General features: G+C 34.9%; 9 protein-coding genes and 1 tRNA gene. 7 read left to right on the top strand and 3 right to left on the bottom strand.

Annotation, left to right across the window (positions count from 1 at the left end; genetic code table 11):
- Window positions 1-179: 179 nt before the first annotated feature.
- Both IIF7_RS14090 and IIF7_RS14085 read left to right on the top strand, forming a co-directional pair.
- Complete coding sequence (locus IIF7_RS14090; protein WP_084842343.1) at window positions 180-1,394, top strand: metallophosphoesterase; 1,215 nt, start codon at window positions 180-182, stop codon at window positions 1,392-1,394.
- 123 nt (window positions 1,395-1,517) lie between these two features.
- Window positions 1,518-1,814, top strand: a complete 297-nt coding sequence (locus tag IIF7_RS14085) for a thioredoxin family protein (protein ID WP_084842342.1) — start codon at window positions 1,518-1,520, stop codon at window positions 1,812-1,814.
- Here IIF7_RS14085 and IIF7_RS14080 read toward each other — a convergent pair.
- Complete coding sequence (locus IIF7_RS14080) at window positions 1,811-2,458, bottom strand: polysaccharide deacetylase family protein (RefSeq protein ID WP_084842341.1); 648 nt, start codon at window positions 2,456-2,458, stop codon at window positions 1,811-1,813. The two genes, IIF7_RS14085 and IIF7_RS14080, sit on opposite strands and share 4 nt — an antisense overlap.
- 51 nt (window positions 2,459-2,509) lie before the next feature.
- The gene (locus tag IIF7_RS14075; protein WP_084842340.1) at window positions 2,510-5,815 is read right to left on the bottom strand and encodes a DUF2723 domain-containing protein; all 3,306 of its coding nucleotides are present in this window, start codon (window positions 5,813-5,815) and stop codon (window positions 2,510-2,512) included.
- Window positions 5,816-6,119: 304 nt separating this feature from the next.
- Between IIF7_RS14075 and IIF7_RS14070 the strand changes: the two genes are divergently transcribed.
- Window positions 6,120-6,192: transfer RNA gene (locus IIF7_RS14070), tRNA-Gln, on the top strand.
- Between the two features lie 97 nt (window positions 6,193-6,289).
- Entirely contained in the window at window positions 6,290-8,083 is a 1,794-nt protein-coding gene (locus tag IIF7_RS14065) for an SLC13 family permease (protein WP_084842470.1), read from the top strand.
- A 265-nt stretch (window positions 8,084-8,348) separates the two neighbouring features.
- On the opposite strand, the gene IIF7_RS14060 is transcribed toward IIF7_RS14065, so the two are convergent.
- Complete coding sequence (locus IIF7_RS14060; protein WP_176218964.1) at window positions 8,349-8,654, bottom strand: helix-turn-helix domain-containing protein; 306 nt, start codon at window positions 8,652-8,654, stop codon at window positions 8,349-8,351.
- A 712-nt stretch (window positions 8,655-9,366) separates the two neighbouring features.
- Here IIF7_RS14060 and IIF7_RS14055 point away from each other — a divergent pair.
- From IIF7_RS14055 to IIF7_RS14045, 3 genes are read left to right on the top strand one after another with little or no spacing between them, the layout of a single operon-like run.
- Window positions 9,367-12,327, top strand: coding sequence for a SusC/RagA family TonB-linked outer membrane protein (locus IIF7_RS14055; RefSeq protein ID WP_139801336.1), 2,961 nt, complete (start codon window positions 9,367-9,369; stop codon window positions 12,325-12,327).
- Window positions 12,328-12,370: 43 nt separating this feature from the next.
- Window positions 12,371-13,738 carry a RagB/SusD family nutrient uptake outer membrane protein gene (locus IIF7_RS14050; protein WP_245801645.1) on the top strand — a complete coding sequence of 456 codons (1,368 nt, stop codon included), beginning with the start codon at window positions 12,371-12,373 and terminating at the stop codon, window positions 13,736-13,738.
- Window positions 13,738-16,623 (top strand): M16 family metallopeptidase, encoded by a 2,886-nt coding sequence (locus IIF7_RS14045; RefSeq protein ID WP_084842336.1) that lies wholly within the window; start codon window positions 13,738-13,740, stop codon window positions 16,621-16,623. Before IIF7_RS14050 ends, IIF7_RS14045 begins: the two co-directional genes overlap by 1 nt.
- Window positions 16,624-16,652: the final 29 nt, after the last annotated feature.

Below are 16,652 nucleotides of genomic sequence, written 5' to 3'. Positions count from 1 at the left end.
CTGAGTATTTTGTCGGAAAGGTAGACTTTAAAGCGTAAACTCGCAATTTTATGCCTGTTAATTTTATGATTTTATAATGATCGGCCTAGTGTTTACGGGGATTATTACGTTAAATTAGTTTTAAAAATACCTATTAAAGATTTGATTAAAAGTACCTTCGCTAAATAAATTACTTTTCTATGCGCTGGCTGCTGTTTATTGCCTTCTATTTACTTATCGATATTTATGCTTATCAGGCTTTACGAAGTCTTAATCGATCTTGGCTTGTTGCTGTTGTTTATTTTTTAATCAGCCTCTTGGTAATTGGTAATTTTGTTTATCAATGGCAATCTTCTGGAGGTGGTTTTTTTAGTGCTATTGGTTTTGCTTTTGGGATTGTTCTGGCTTTTTTGCTTGCAAAATTAGTGCTGGTGATCTTTATGTTTGGAGAAGATATTGTACGTTTTTTTATCGGGATTTTCAAAGCTTTTTCAGGAACGGGTTACAAAGCACCAGGAAGGCGAAAGTTTGTAAGTCAAATTGCACTTGGTTTGGCTGCCATTCCTTTTGTTTCGGTTTTATACGGAATGTTTAAAGGGAGGTACGATTTTAGAGTACTAAAATACACCTTGTATTTTGAAGATTTGCCCAAAGCTTTTGATGGATATAGAATTGGCCAGATTAGTGACGTGCATAGTGGAAGTTTCGATAATCATGAAAAAGTAGCTTACGGAGTAAACTTGCTAAAGGAACAAGAGACTGATGTTGTATTTTTTACAGGAGATCTTGTAAACAATAAGGCTACAGAGATGAAGGACTGGAAAAGCCTTTTTAGCACTATTAGCGCAAAAGACGGTGTTTACTCTATTTTGGGAAATCATGATTATGGAGATTATGTAAATTGGAATAGTGATAGTGAGAAAGAACAAAATTTAAATGATTTAAAAACTACTCATGCCGAGATGGGATGGGATTTGTTGCTGAATGAACATCGCTATTTGGAAAAAAATGGTGAAAAAATCGCCATTGTTGGTGTTGAAAACTGGGGAGGAGGTCACTTTAAAAAAGCAGGTGATCTTGATTTAGCGGGTAAAAATGTTGCTGATCATGATTTTAAAATACTTTTAAGTCATGATCCCTCACATTGGCAGGAAAAAGTAAAGGATCATAACAAATTTTATCATTTAACTTTAAGTGGGCATACACACGGTATGCAATTTGGAATAGAAATTCCCGGTTTTTTAAAATGGAGTCCGGCAAAGTATCGTTATAAAAACTGGGCTGGGATTTATAAGGAGAATAATAGATATATAAACGTAAATAGGGGATTTGGGTATCTAGCTTTTCCTGGAAGAGTTGGGATGTGGCCAGAAATTAGTGTGATAGAATTACGTAAAGGTGCTGCTCCTGCCTAGTAACAATTTTTGCTATATTTGATTATATAGCGTTTTACATGTTTAGAAGCGGGTTTTTATAGATCTGGCTTCAGTAAAAAAAATAAAGTTTAAAACCTCAAATATCGAGTAAAGCTCAATTTTATGTCAAAATTTGGAGAAATAGTAGGTTTAAATATACCAGTGCTTATCGATTTTTATACTGAATGGAATGAAGCTTCCGTAAAGATGCATCCGGTGTTAAGAGATGTAGCTTCTGCGGTTGGAGATAAGGCTAAAGTGATTAAAATCGATGTCGATAAGAACACGCAATTGGCCGAGGCACTTAGAGTGAAAGGTTTGCCAACGCTTATGATTTATAAAAATGGTGAAATGATGTGGCGTAAAAGTGGTGAGCAAAATGCCGAATCTATCATTGCGCTTTTAGAGCAATACGCTTAAAATAAAGCTTCGAATTTCCAGCCTTTTTGCGCATATTCTTCTAATATTTTTGGAAGGACGTATTTTAAATTCTTTTCAGCTTTTAGGCTATCGTGAAAAACAATAATACTACCCGATTTTATCAAATTTCGGGTATTTTTTAAGCATTTTTCTGCACTGTAAGTATTATCATAATCTCCGGTAATTACATCCCACATTACGATCCTATAGCCAAGATTGGTGATTTTGGCGGCTTGTTTATTTTTAATCTTTCCGTAGGGCGGTCTAAATAATTTTTCTTCGGAAATTAATTTTTGTTGAAGCTGAGATTCGATGATTTCTTCTGCTTTTTTGAAATTCTCAATATAATCTGAAGTTGAAGTCTTCCAACCATCTAAATGATTGAAGGTGTGGTTGCCAATAGCGTGGCCTTTAGCTTTTATTTGCAGAAAAACTTCAGGATGTTTTCGCACATTATCACCAATGCAGAAAAATGTGGCTTTGGCCGAGTGTTTTTCAAGCAGATTTAAAACCCAGGGAGTAATTTCAGGAATTGGGCCGTCATCAAAAGTTAAAAACAGGGTGTTTTCCGCAGTAATTTTTGAAAGCCTTCTGGGGTATAGCTTTTTTAAAATCCACGGATATTTAAGAATAAAGCGATTCATGAAAATATGGCCTTAAAATATCGAAATTCGATATTTTAAGGCCATTTTATTTTATTGATCAGCATCGATTGTAATAGAATCCTGGGCATCCTGCCCCTGGTTTAATTCCTGCTGAAGTTGTTGCTGGCGCAATTGCTCTTCAGGAGAGATTTCTGGCTCGATACCTTCCTCTTCAGAATAGAAATGCTGGAATTTTTTGAGGTAATCATTAAATTCAGCTGCTTTTTCTTTAACAATTTCCTCGTCTTGATTTCTAACAAGAATATCTACGAGTCCACGATAGCGTTCAACATCGGTAAAGATCTCTTCAGCATAACGACGTTGTCTTTGGAAATCCCAATCGCTATACCAATCTAGGTTTTGCTGATATTTTTCGGCTACTTTACTCCAAAGTTGTCTTGCTTTTTCATCTTCGCCAACTTTATAGTAACCGTCTATAAATGGTTCTAATAATGTATAATATCCATAATAATCTACAGGCATATTTTCCATGCCAAGATCCAGGATTTCTTTAGCTCGCTCTTTATCACCTTCGTTAAGTAAGTTTTCTACTAAGCGGGCAAGATTGCTCCTGTACGTGATCGAGTTTTTACGAGTTTCTGGGTCATGGTAAATATTTGGATCGCCCATATTACCCCAATCCCAGTTGGTTACGATATCGTACATTTTATCTGTGTTTACCCTTCCCATATCAAATGGATTTCTTGGGTTAACAGGAGTTTTAATAGGTACTAGTTTGTAGGCAACACCTTCTAATTCCAGATAATCCTTCATCCACAGATAATCGTCGTCACCGTAGCTACCGCCTGTAAAGTAAATTGGGCGTTCCCAATTATTGTTAGCGATAATGTCTAGCATTAATAATCGGTTTTTATAGATAAGGTTAGAGCCAATTTCGATATCGATATGGTCTACGATTAAATCTGCTTCGCTAGGATCTACGATTCCGTTTTTAAGAACAGTTTCTTTGTTTACTGGAATTCTTACATGTTTAGATGGATAAGTGTTGAAGGTTTCGTCCTCAGAATATTCAAGTTTTGTTCTTGGATCGTCACTTTCAATATAATTCATCCATTGTTTGATATTTAGAGTGTCCTGAGTGATCTCGCGACCCACCACGATATCATTTTTACCGCTATAAAATTCATGTTCTAATTGCGATGGTATTGGGTCACTATCAAAGGCTTTCCGCTTCATTTGGTCGATATACCAGTCGGTTGCAAATAAGCTTGTGTTTATGATTCTAACATCAAGCCTGTATCGTTCAATTTGTTGTGCATACCAAAGCGCAAAAGTATCGTTGTCTCCAATAGTGAATATGATTCCGTTTTGTTCTACAGAATCCAAATACATTTTTGCCATTGCTAAAGCCGAATACTTGTCTGAGCGATCGTGATCGTCCCAGTTTTCAGCAGCCATAATCCCAGGTACAATTAGCGAGGCAATAATTACAATTGGTGCAGCAAGTTTTGGAGAGACATAATTTTTCAATTTATCGTAAATCGCATAAACTCCAAATCCAATCCACATAGCAAAAACATAGAAAGATCCTACTAAAGCATAATCTCTTTCCCGAGGTTCGAATGGTCTTTCATTTAAGTATATTTTTAGTGCAATTCCTGTAAACAGGAAGAAAACTAAAAGCACCCAAAAGTTCTTTTTGTCACGATTTAGATGAAAAAAGAAACCAATAAAACCTAAAATGAAGGGTAAGAAGTAATAGGTATTTCTAGCAGGATTATTTTTTACATCGTCTGGCAAGTTATCCTGCGGCCCAATATGCCACTCGTCTATTGGTTTAATGCCGCTTAACCAATTTCCGTGTAAATCTGTATATTTTCCCTGAATGTCATCCTGGCGTCCAACAAAATTCCACATAAAATAACGCCAGTACATATAACCAATCTGGTATTCTAGTAAATAAGAGAAATTGGCAGAAGCGCTTGGTTTTTCAACATCGATATAATCACTAAATTGCTGAAGGAATTTATGATAGTCGCTATTATCAAGCTCGCCATTAGAGTAGCGTTGTTTAAATTGAGAGATCGCCTGCATTAAGCGTTCTTCGCCCTGATATTCCTGTTTAACCGTAAATTGAAGCGGCCCGGTAAGATCCATATAATTAGAAGCGTGCTCTGTACTCCACATTCTTGGAAGGAAGGTTTTGTGAGCGTCATCTAAATTTTGTTTGGTGTTCTTCCAGTCGTTTACAATAATATACTTACCTAATTTTTCACTTTTTTCGTATTTAGGTTTTTTATCACTGTAAGGGTTTTCTTCATCTAAACCGGCGTACATTTCAGACCATTGCGGCCCAAAGAAAAGATGAGTTTCACCGTATTGTTCCCTATTATAGTATGCTAATAATTCTCTAGCGTTATCTGGGCTATTTTCATTAATTACTGTAGGGGCATTGGATCTAATGGGCAGCATGATCCAACACGAGAAACCAATTAATATAAAAAGAATACAGTGTAGGAGGGTGTTTACTTCGGTTTTTTTGTTTTTAATACTCCATTTTATTCCGAAGTAAAAAATAGCAATAACAGCTAAAAAAGCTATAATCGTCCCAGTGTTAAAAGGCATTCCTAACGAATTAGTGAAGAAAACCTCTGAAGCCGAGAAAAATGTAAGCGTATAAGGTAGTAATAGTTTAAAAATAAATAATAATACGGCTACCACTACAATATTGGCAACGATAAAATTTTTAATAGTAACTTTTGGGTAGTTTTTGAAGAAATAAAGGAAGCCAATTGCCGGGATGGTAAGTAATCCCATAAAGTGAATCCCAAACGTAAGTCCTGTTACAAGTGAGATTAATATAAGCCATTTGTTTCCACGAGCTTCGAACATATCGCGTTCCCAAAGCAGTCCTAGATAAAACATGATAGACATGAGGCAGGCTGCTGCTGCGTAAACTTCGGCTTCAACGGCGCTAAACCAAAAACTATCTGTAAAAGTAAAAGCTAAAGATCCAACTGCTGCACTTCCCAAAACAGCAAGTTTTCCTGAAAAACTCAGACTTTCAGCAGGACCCGAAATTTTTCTTACGAGAATTGAGATCGACCAAAACATAAACAAAATGGCAAATGCACTGGCCAGACCAGACATAAAGTTTACCATTAAAGCGATGTTTGAATTATCTGGGGCAAAAGTTGAAAAGAATGCACCTAGCATTTGATAAAGTGGCGCTCCTGGGGGATGTCCTACTTCCAGGTTTGCTGAAGTTGATATGTATTCTCCCGCATCCCAAAAACTAGCGGTAGGCTCTAAAGTCGAACTATAAGTAAAAAGTGCAATGGCGAAGATCACCCAACCGGTGATAATGTTCCACTTTTTAAAGTTGAATTCTGTCATTTGTTATATTCTTGAATCTTGTGTGGCGAATTTAGTAATAAAAATATTGAACACCTTAATAACGCTAATGTAAACTATTTTATTTTTAGTAGAATTCTGGCTGCAGGTGCTTAACTTTTGTCAGAACTTATAGTAATTATTTGAATGCAAGAATTGGTTCGAAAAACGTAGAATATTGATATGTTGTAGTTTATTGTTAATTTTAATTTTGAACAAGGTTTTTTTTATAGGGGAACTAAATTTTTTTTCAAAAATGTTTGTGGAAATGAAACTTTGTTTTAAATTTGCATCCGCATTACAGCAATGGCCTATGGTGTAACTGGCAACACGTCTGGTTTTGGTCCAGAAGAGTCTAGGTTCGAGCCCTAGTAGGCCAACAAAAAAAGCCCTCAAATTTTTTGAGGGCTTTTTTGTTTTAATCAGGGATTGGTTTATTTATCTTTGGTTTTTTATACTAATACTAAGCTTGAACATATGTCTGTCGAGGCCATTATAACATTAGTTGTTATAGTTGGTGCAATTATTCTCTTTGCTACCGAACTTTTATCTATTGACCTAGTAGCCTTATCGGTTATGTTGGTTTTGGTTTTAACCGGAGTTATTTCTCCACAGGAAGGCGTGGCTGGTTTTAGCAACAAAGCTACGATGACGGTTGCTTTTATGTTTGTGTTGAGTGCAGCCTTGCTTAAAACCGGTGCTTTACAGGTGATGGCACATCGGTTATCCTCCATTTTTAGACATCGGTTTAGTATGGGAATCGTTTTAATGATGATTCTTATTGCTGGTATTTCAGCTTTTATAAATAATACCCCGGTAGTGGCCGTTTTTATTCCTGTAATTATTCAGATAGCGCATTCTTCTGGCCAAAGTCCTTCTAAAATGCTAATCCCGCTTTCATTTGCATCTATTTTTGGAGGAACCTGTACTTTGATTGGTACTTCAACTAATATTCTTGTAAGTAGTATTTCTGAAGATCAGGCTGGTATTCCAATTTCAATGTTCGATATGACTCCGCTTGGATTAATTTTTATGCTTGTTGGGATATTGTACATGATATTTTTTGGCGTAAAGATCTTACCGGATCGAAAAAGTAATAAAGATCTAAAAGCTAAATTTCAGATGAGTGGTTATTTAACTGAAATTGAACTTCTGGAAGACTCCGGTTCTATTGGAAAGAAGATTATGGACTCCGGTTTGGTAAAAGAACTAGAGATGGACATCATAGAAATTAGGCGCGGAGATCAAAAGTTTACATTACCAGCGGGAGATTTTATACTTGAAAAATCAGATATTTTAAAAGTGCGATGTGATGTTGAAAAAATAAAGTCCTTAAAGGATAGGGCTAAAATTGTTGTTGGTACTTCGATAAAGATTGGAGATGACGATCTTAAGGGTACAAATTCTACCATTGTAGAGCTGGTTTTAACGGCAAATTCAGAAATAGATGGGAAAACCCTAAAATCTATGGATTTTAGAAGGCGTTACAGAGCGATTCCTTTGGCTATAAGGCATAGAGAAGAAGTTAGGCATGATCAGCTTTATGATGTAAAGTTGAAAGCAGGAGATGTTGTTTTGGCTGAAGTGAAAACGCATTATGTGAAAGAATTGAGGAAAAAAGGAAGCTCTCAAAATGCTCCTTTTATCGTATTATCTGAAGATGTAATCACAGATTTTGATAAGAAAAAATTCTACACTGTAATAAGTGTGATTTTAGGAGTTGTTTTATTAGCAACATTTAATATCCTTGATATTATGGTTGGAGCAATAACGGGTGTTACGCTATTGGTTTTGCTGAAAACAATATCAATGAAAGAAATGTATCAGGCTATTAACTGGAAAATCATTTTTCTGTTGGCAGGGGCATTAAGTATGGGAACAGCGATGAGTAATACTGGTTTGGATTTAACGATTGCCAATACACTTGTTGAAACTTTAGGCGATTGGGGACCAATAGCAATTGTCTCTGGATTATACTTAGTAACCTCTATGTTAACCGAGATCATGTCCAATAATGCTGCAGCGGCATTACTTACACCAATTGCTATAGCAACTGCAGTTAATTTAGGACTGAGCCCAATGCCATTTTTAATGGCGATTATGTTTGCTGCTTCAGCTAGTTTTATGACACCGGTAGGTTACCAGACTAATACTATGGTGTATAGTGCTGGCCAGTATAAATTCTTTGATTTTATAAAGGTTGGGACGCTCCTTAATATACTATTCTGGATTATTGCTACACTATTAATTCCGCTGCTTTATAAGTTTTAGAGGGATCTATATGTAAAAAAACTTAAAGTTATTGTGAATTTAAGTTTTTTCAGCTTTTGGATAGGTAAGATGAAAATTTTTAAGGGAAAGATCTAGAAGCCATTGCTTAATTACTTCTTAATTTTGATTGATGAATTTTATTGTCATCTATCACTTTTTTTATCAAGTTATCGAATTACGTGACGTTACTTTGAGAAAATCAAAAGTAATTACGGAAAACCGGAAGATGAATGGTAATCTAAGAAATGCTAAATATTCTTTGTATTTACTTTATAATAGCTTCTGGAAATCTTTTTTCAAATTTCTTAAAAAATTCTGAAAGTGATATTTTTTCCTTTTCACAAATTTTATTTATAGTAGACAGAGGTATTTGGTAACCTTCCTCATTTTTCATTTTAGATAAAACTGATGACGATATATCGATAATCTTTGAATATTCATTTTGAGATATCTCTTTTCCTTCGTTGTTATGAGGTGGAGATAAAAAATTTTCAGCAATGAACCTGCAAACTAATGTGTCAACTAATTTTTGCTGTTGTATTCTTGGTGACTTTGCGTTTTTCTTGGTCAAAATGGAACTATTTAACCAACAAAGACGTTATTATTTAAAAAATATCTATTCTCGATAGAGAATGATTTAAAAATTATGTATATTTGGATTAATAAATTATTTTTGCGAAACTTCTTTAAGTAAAAATATTAGAAGCATTCGCTTTGAATCTCGTGCTGGAAAACTGGTAATTTTTAATTGGAACGAGAGAATAAGCAAGATGCTCACGACCCGGGGCGTGGGCTCTCTTATTGTTCCAATGGTATACCAGTACCGCCCGCGCAATAAGCTGAGTTTCCACGCCTTTTTGTTTTCTTAAACCCGGCGTGTCTCTTCATAATTTTCAAAGTGATTTTCTATAATTTTTAAGTCTCGCAATCCTAAAGCTTATTGTTTTGGGAATCAAATATTTGTCTAATTATAAGTTTGTTGCGGGACAGGCTAAAATTTATATCATCCCGTGGGTGCTGTTAACCCTATTTTTTACAGTGTGGGTTGGGAAAGCTCCAAATGGGCTTTGGGAACATTGTTAGTATTACAATGTCGGCTATAGGGAGCCGTCATGCCCCTGCTCCTTTATCATTAGGACGGGGATTAATTTGCATTTAGCTGAGCATAAGCTTTTCCCCGCGAGATTGGCGTCTGGACGGGGAAGGCTTAAGCTTAAATAAAACATTGTTTCATTTAAATCACACGTAAAATTATGAAAAATAATTACTCGTGCCATATATACATGGCACTAATAATTATAGGCGGAATACTCTTGTTCCTGTCCAAAGCTGCACATGCCGCAACCCCTACTCACCCGAGCTTGCAACAGCAACAAATATCCGGAACCGTAAAAGATCAGGAAGGTGTTCCTATTCCCGGGGTCAATGTAATTGTTTCGGGGTCATCTACCGGTACCATGAGCAACCTCGATGGTGAATATAGTATTTATGCTAGTGTAGGGGATACCCTGGTGTACTCCTATATTGGATTTAAAACATTTATAGTTCAAGTAACTGAAACATTTTCTGGTGATATCACTCTTCATGCGGCTGTTGATGCCCTTGATGAGGTTATCATTAATGCCGGTTATTATAATACCACTAAGCGTGAGCGTACGGGGAATATTTCCAGAGTTACTGCTGAAGAAATCGAATTACAGCCGGTAACCAGTCCTTTACAAGCCCTTCAGGGACGTATGGCTGGTGTAGAGGTTATTCCTAATGGTAATATTCCAGGAAGCGCTTCTACTATACGAATACGTGGTACCAATAGTTTAAGAGAAGAAGGGAACTTCCCCTTATATATTATAGATGGTGTTCCCATAAATTCTATTCCGGTAGACAGTAATAGTAATTTGACATTTAACGGAGGGATAGATCCATTAAATACCTTAAATCTATCTAATATAGAAAGCATAGAAATTCTGAAAGATGCGGATGCTACTGCAATTTATGGATCCAGAGGAGCTAATGGTGTTGTTTTAATCACAACAAAAAAAGGTATATCGGCAAGGAATAATATTCAAATAAGAGCCTATACAGGATATTCTGAGGTCCCAAATCGTGTAGATCTATTAGGAACAGAAGAATATTTAAATGTGCGTAGACGTGCTTTTGAGAATGATGATGTTGAACCAACAGTAGGAAATGCTTATGATTTGCTGGTTTGGGATGCAAATCGCTATACAGATTGGCAGGATGTGTTTTTTGGAGGTACTTCAGAGGTTACCGATGTTACTCTCAGTTCATCAGGAGGTAATAAACAAACAACTTTCAGACTCAGTGGAGGCTATCATGCTCAGGGAAGCGTATTTATCGGAGATTATAATTACCGGAAAATATCTGCCGGGGCTCAAATTTCACATAAAACACTTAATGATAAACTTTCTTTAAATCTCTCATTGAACTATGGGATAGATAAAAATGATTTGGTAGGTTATCTTAATATGACCACCTATGCTTTTGAATTACCACCTAATGCTCCATCTATATTTAATCCTGATGGTACGCTGAATTGGGAGGATTGGCAAGAATCTAGTTGGAGTAATCCGTATGAAGGCTTTTTTAATAAGAGTAATACAGAAGTAAAAAACTTAATTACCAATCTATCTCTGGATTATGAAATATTTAATGGTCTTAATTTAAAAACAAATCTGGGGTACACCAATTACGATGGAGATGAGTTGGTTAAACGGCCACAGCGATCATACAACCCGGAAAATTGGGATAATATCGAAAATAGATCTGGACATCTACAGAATAATAGAAATTCATGGATTTTCGAACCCCAATTAATTTTTAATTCAGAATTTTTAAAAGGTGAGCTATCAATTCTGTTAGGAGCAACTTTTCAAGAACGAACTACACGGCAAATTTCTTTATATGGTGAAGGATATGTTACTGAGTCTTTAATTGGAAACCTAAATGCAGCAGAAAACATACGTTCGGTTTCATATTTTAATTCAGAATACCGGTATAATGCTGTTTTTGGAAGAATTGGATATCAATGGGATAATAAATACTTGCTAAATCTTACTGGTAGGAGAGACGGTTCCTCTCGTTTTGGAGCTAATAATCGTTTCGCGAATTTTGGCGCCATAGGAGCTGCCTGGATTTTTAGTGAAGAAGCTTTTATGAAAAAGCTTTTCCCGGTTATAAGCTTCTGGAAATTTCGAGGTAGTTATGGCACTACAGGTAATGATCAAATAGGGGATTATGGATATCTCGATGCTTATGAAGCTACACCTGGTCCTGGAGGTTTATACCCAACACAATTATCAAATCCTAATTTCTCTTGGGAAACCAACAAGAAATTTGAAATAGCCACGGAGCTTAGCATTTTTAAAAATAGGATTGATTTAGGGATTAGTTGGTACCGAAATAGATCTTCGGATCAGTTAGTAGGTTATCCATTACCTGCTATAACAGGATTCAATTCTGTACAGGCAAATCTTCCAGCAACTGTTGAAAATAGAGGCTTGGAGATCGAGTTGTCAACATTAAATATTCAATCTAAGAAATTTAATTGGACTACTTCCTTAAATATTAGTTTTCCGAGGAATGAATTAGTTAGTTACCCGGGATTAGAAGAATCTTCTTATGCGAATACCTATCGTGTAGGAGAACCGCTTAACATAGCTTTGCTGTACAGTTACCAAGGAATGGATCCAACAACTGGAGAATATACATTTGTAGATGTAAATGAAGACGGTAGATATGATTATGAAGACCGGCAATATGCCTGGGATCGTGGACGTCAGTTTTTTGGAGGTATTACTAATCAAATCGAATATAAGCAATTTAGTTTTCAGTTCTTAGTTGATTTTGTAAAGCAGGAAGGAACACTAGGACTATTTAATACAGGATTTATTGGTAATCAAAGAGCTGATGTTTTAGATAATGATACGGATTATCAAAACATTTCACAAAGTACCTCATCAAGAACCGCTTATAATAATGTTTTGAACTCTAATTTCCCAATAGTTGATGCTTCTTTTTTAAGGCTTAAAACAGCTTCGTTAACTTATAAGTTACCCAATACATTGATACAAGAAATTGGATTTACGAGTGCTAATATCTTTATCAACGGACAAAACCTTTACACATTTACTGATTATAAAGGTCTGGATCCTGAGTCACCATATCTGGGGACAGGTTTTACGCAACTACGTAGTGTGACTGGAGGAATTCAATTAAATTTTTAATTAGGTAATTATGAAATTATACAATAAAATAAATATAATTATTATGCTTTTCGGGTGTTCGGTATTAATTTCTTGTGAGGACTTTTTAGAAGTTGGTTCACCAGATTATAGCATAAATACAGATGTGGTTTTTGGTAGTGATGAGACTGCCAAAAGTGCTATGCAAGGTGTTTACAACCAACTGGCAGAATCGTCTTTTAGCAGCGGTTATACTAGTAGTGTAACCATGCTTGCGAGTTTATCTGCTCACGAAATAGAGTCTATCTTAGTAAATGACCAAACCTATCGGGAATTTGAAATTAACGAAATTAATCCTCAAAACACTGGTAATTTCTATTTGTGGTCCAGTGCTTATAATATCATTTACATGGTTAATGGGATTTTGGCAGGTATTGATGGCTCGGAAAACTTAAGCCCTTCTGTGGTTGATCAGATAAAAGGAGAAGCTTTGTTTATACGTGCATTTAGCTACTTCTATTTAATTAATTTATATGGAGATGTTCCTTTAATATTGTCAACTTCTTATGAAGATAATGCAACTATGGAACGGATTGCTACATCTTCAATATATGACCAAATACTTTCTGATCTGGAGAGTAGTCTTACGTTAGTTAGTCTGGAATATAATGGAGGAGAACGAACTCACGTTAATCGATCGGTAGTAATGGCATTTTTAGCCAGAGTACATTTGTTTCTTGAAAATTGGGATGAAGCGGAAACCTATAGCAACGAAATAATTACTTCCGGTAATTATGAATTGCTTGACGAATTAAACAATGTCTTTTTAGCGAATAGTAATGAGGCTATATGGCAAATATCCCCATTAGGGCGGGGCGCTATCAGTACGCATACTTATGAAGGAGCGATCTTTGTCTTTCATCCGGTTATAGCGGCGATTACACCTGTACAATTAAGAGAAAGTTTTGTGCAGGGTTTTAATGAACAAGATTTAAGGTTTGAAGATTGGATCGGTTTTCAGTCTGGCAGAGATGATTATTATTCCTTTAAATATAAAATACGTTATAGTACGGAGCCGGTGTCTGAATATTCAATGGTTATGCGTTTGGCAGAGCAATACCTTATACGTTCTGAAGCCAGGATTATGCAAGGAAATTTTATGGGTGGAATTGCGGATTTAAATAGAATTAAGGAACGTGCAGGTATCCCTGTATTAGGATCATCAATTTCGAATCTGAATCAGGAAGATCTTTTAATGATGGTTTTAGAGGAGCGGGAAAAAGAATTATTTACCGAATGGGGGCATAGATGGTTAGACCTTAAAAGAAAAAATCTTGCGTCTTTAGTTCTTTCTGAAAGCAACGAGTTCTGGGAAGATACGGATATTTTGTTTCCTATTCCAGAAGAGGAACGTCAGAAAAATAATATGCTAACCCAGAATCCAGGATATTGATGAAGTTGAAAGATAAACAAGCTAAAAAGTTTCTATCATTATTTCTGGTTTTTTATAGCCTAACTAATGGTGGAGTAAATACTTTATTTTCTCAGGAGAATTTAGATAGTAATTATTTTGATTCGAGAAGCTTTAGAAAAGGTAGATTAGTTAATGGACTGACTTATTATTTGAAAAAAGTTCAGGATAGTAAAGTCTTAGATATTCGTTTTTTAGTTCAAGTTGGACATAAAGCTGAATCCAGAAATCAAATGGATTTTTCCCATATAATAGAGCATTTAGCTTTTCGGGAAAGTACAAATTTTAGATCAGGGATTTTGAATAGTACAAGTTTTAATGACGCAGGTTTAACATTATCGAATATTAAAGCCTATACTGGAATGAATTCTACAAAGTATATTGCTAAAATTCCTGTAGGTAATTCTAAAGCTCTTACTATGGGATTACACTGGTTCAAGGAAATAGCTTCTGAATTGACCTTAAGTAAGAATGATGTGGATATTGAAAGAAGTAGTATTCAGCAAGAATTCCTTTCTAGGCATGGGGATAATCCTGAAGATTATTTTGCTAATAAAAGGATGATTAATGGTCTTTTTCCTTGTTATAATGATAAAACTGGTTTTTTTGACCATTTGCAAACTTTTGAGATAACGGATTTACGTTCATTTTATGAGGAATGGTATCAACCTGATTTGATGGGGGTAAGTATTGTTGGGGATATCGAAGATCTTGATAAAATGGAAGAAATAATTATTTCTGGATTTTCGAAACTACCTTCTTCAAAAAGGACTTTGCCTTTTGATAAATGTGATTCTCTTTATAAAAATCTTCCTAATCAATACGTCAGTATTGCTAGGAAGCCGGAAAACAAAAGAGAGTTGGCAAAAAATGATCTACAATGGCATCTTTATTTCAGAAATAGAGAATCGAAAGCAGAGGATCAACTGGAAAAGTGGAAACAAAGAGTATTATCAAATATTGCGGAAAAGGTAATATCAAGTCGCCTTGCTGCAATAACTAACGACTATAATATTGATTATGCCTATAGCGTCAATTCTGATAACAGAAGTTTTCCTGAAAATTTTTTAGAGCTTAATATAAATTGTGATGAGGATTCCGGAAGGAAAGGTATTGAAAAATCAATTTATATCCTCAATCAATTGCTTAGGAAAGGTGTACTTGAAGATGAATGGCAGGATATAAGAAATGAACTTGTCAGTAATTTCAACTCTTCATATTTTAAGACGTCACAATATTGGGTCAATGATATTCAGAATCACTTTTTATATAAAGAGCAATTTAACCTTCAATATAAGGATGAGTTATTAGATTGGTTAAATAAAATGAACTTGAAGAACTTAAATTTATTACTCAATAAATATATGATAAGTATGCCAAATGATATTGGTCTAGTAGCGCCAGAAGGTCACCAGCTCTTAAACTATTCAGAGTATGATATTAGGTCTTCGCTTGAGGGTATAATTAATAATGATACTGTTCCGAAGTTTAGTTACCCAAACAAAATCACAGCTTTGTTAGATAAAAATAAGCTTCAAAAACTGAAAAAATCGTCTATTATAAGCAGTTGTATAGGAGAAAGCGGAGCACTAGAAATCAAGTTAGAAAATGGAGTCAAGGCTATTTTTAAATCATACCATCCGACAAAAGGCTTGGATGAAAAAAAAATTGTAATGCATGGATTTCGTCGAGTTGGCGCATCGCATTTACCTGAAGATTATCAGGTTTCTGCTTTAAACTCACCTAAATTTTTAATGCATACTGGGTTAGATACTATAAATAAATTTGATTTAAAATATTTTTTTAGAGAAAATACAAATCATTTTTTGGGTGCATTTCCATATATCACAGACATTGAAAGTGGGATAGAAGCAAAATCTGATCTGAATGATTTAGAGACGATGTTGCAGACAGTTTATCTGTATTTTTCAAATATAAGATATGATGTTGCAGCTTTCAATGATTGGAAACGTCTTGAGGAAAAGAAATATAAAGAACCTTCTTACCCTTTAAACTCTGTAGATTTTAGTAATAAAATAGATGAGTTTTTGGATGAACCTAGAAAAAACTTAATGGGAACTGAATTATTCGAAAGTCTTGATGGAACAAATTTAGAAAATGGAATGCAATCTTATAGAGAATTATTTGGTAAGCCTGAGGCATTTACTTTTATATTTAGTGGAGAGTTTCCTTTAGATCCTGTTCTGAATCTTGTTCGAAAATATTTGGGAAATTTACCAAGTCAAACTTTTGGTGATTTGAAAGCGAGTAGATTTAATGAAAATAGAAGTTATCCTGAAAGACATTATATTTCAATTCCTACCCCAAAATACTATAAATCGAAAAATGGAATTTATAGTATAAGAATTTTAAAAGATAAAAAGAGATTAGATTGGGAGGAATGGATTAAACTCGAAGCATTGGCAGCAATTACAAAGGCTTATTTTTGGAATTTAAGATTTAAGGATGGGATAGGATTGTATGATTTAACTGCTTCCGGTGGATATAATTTCGAAGCATTGAGATTAGAATTAGCCATAAGTGTATTTTGTGATTTTAAGGATCTGAACCGGGTCAGAAAAGAAAGTAATAGAATCCTATATTCTATAAAGAATGGTAAAATTCCCCAGAATGTTATTGATGCTGGAATGAAACAAATTAAATCAAAGTATAGCACTCAGGGGAGAGGTATGCAGCAGCGAGAAATATCACAACAACTATATGAGTATTATCGATTCGATACGCCTTGGGTAGATCCTTTAAAAAAAGAACAATTTGTTAATTCTATAGAGACGGAAGACATTATTACTCTTGCAAAGAAATTGATTAATGATCATAATAAATATGAGTTTTTATTGGATAAATAAAAGAGAGTGTAAAATAAACTCTGTCTGAA

It is taken from the genome of Zunongwangia atlantica 22II14-10F7 (assembly GCF_002094855.1).
In the GTDB taxonomy this organism is placed as follows: Bacteria; Bacteroidota; Bacteroidia; order Flavobacteriales; family Flavobacteriaceae; genus Zunongwangia; species Zunongwangia atlantica.
This window is presented reverse-complemented; position numbering and strand designations above follow the sequence as displayed.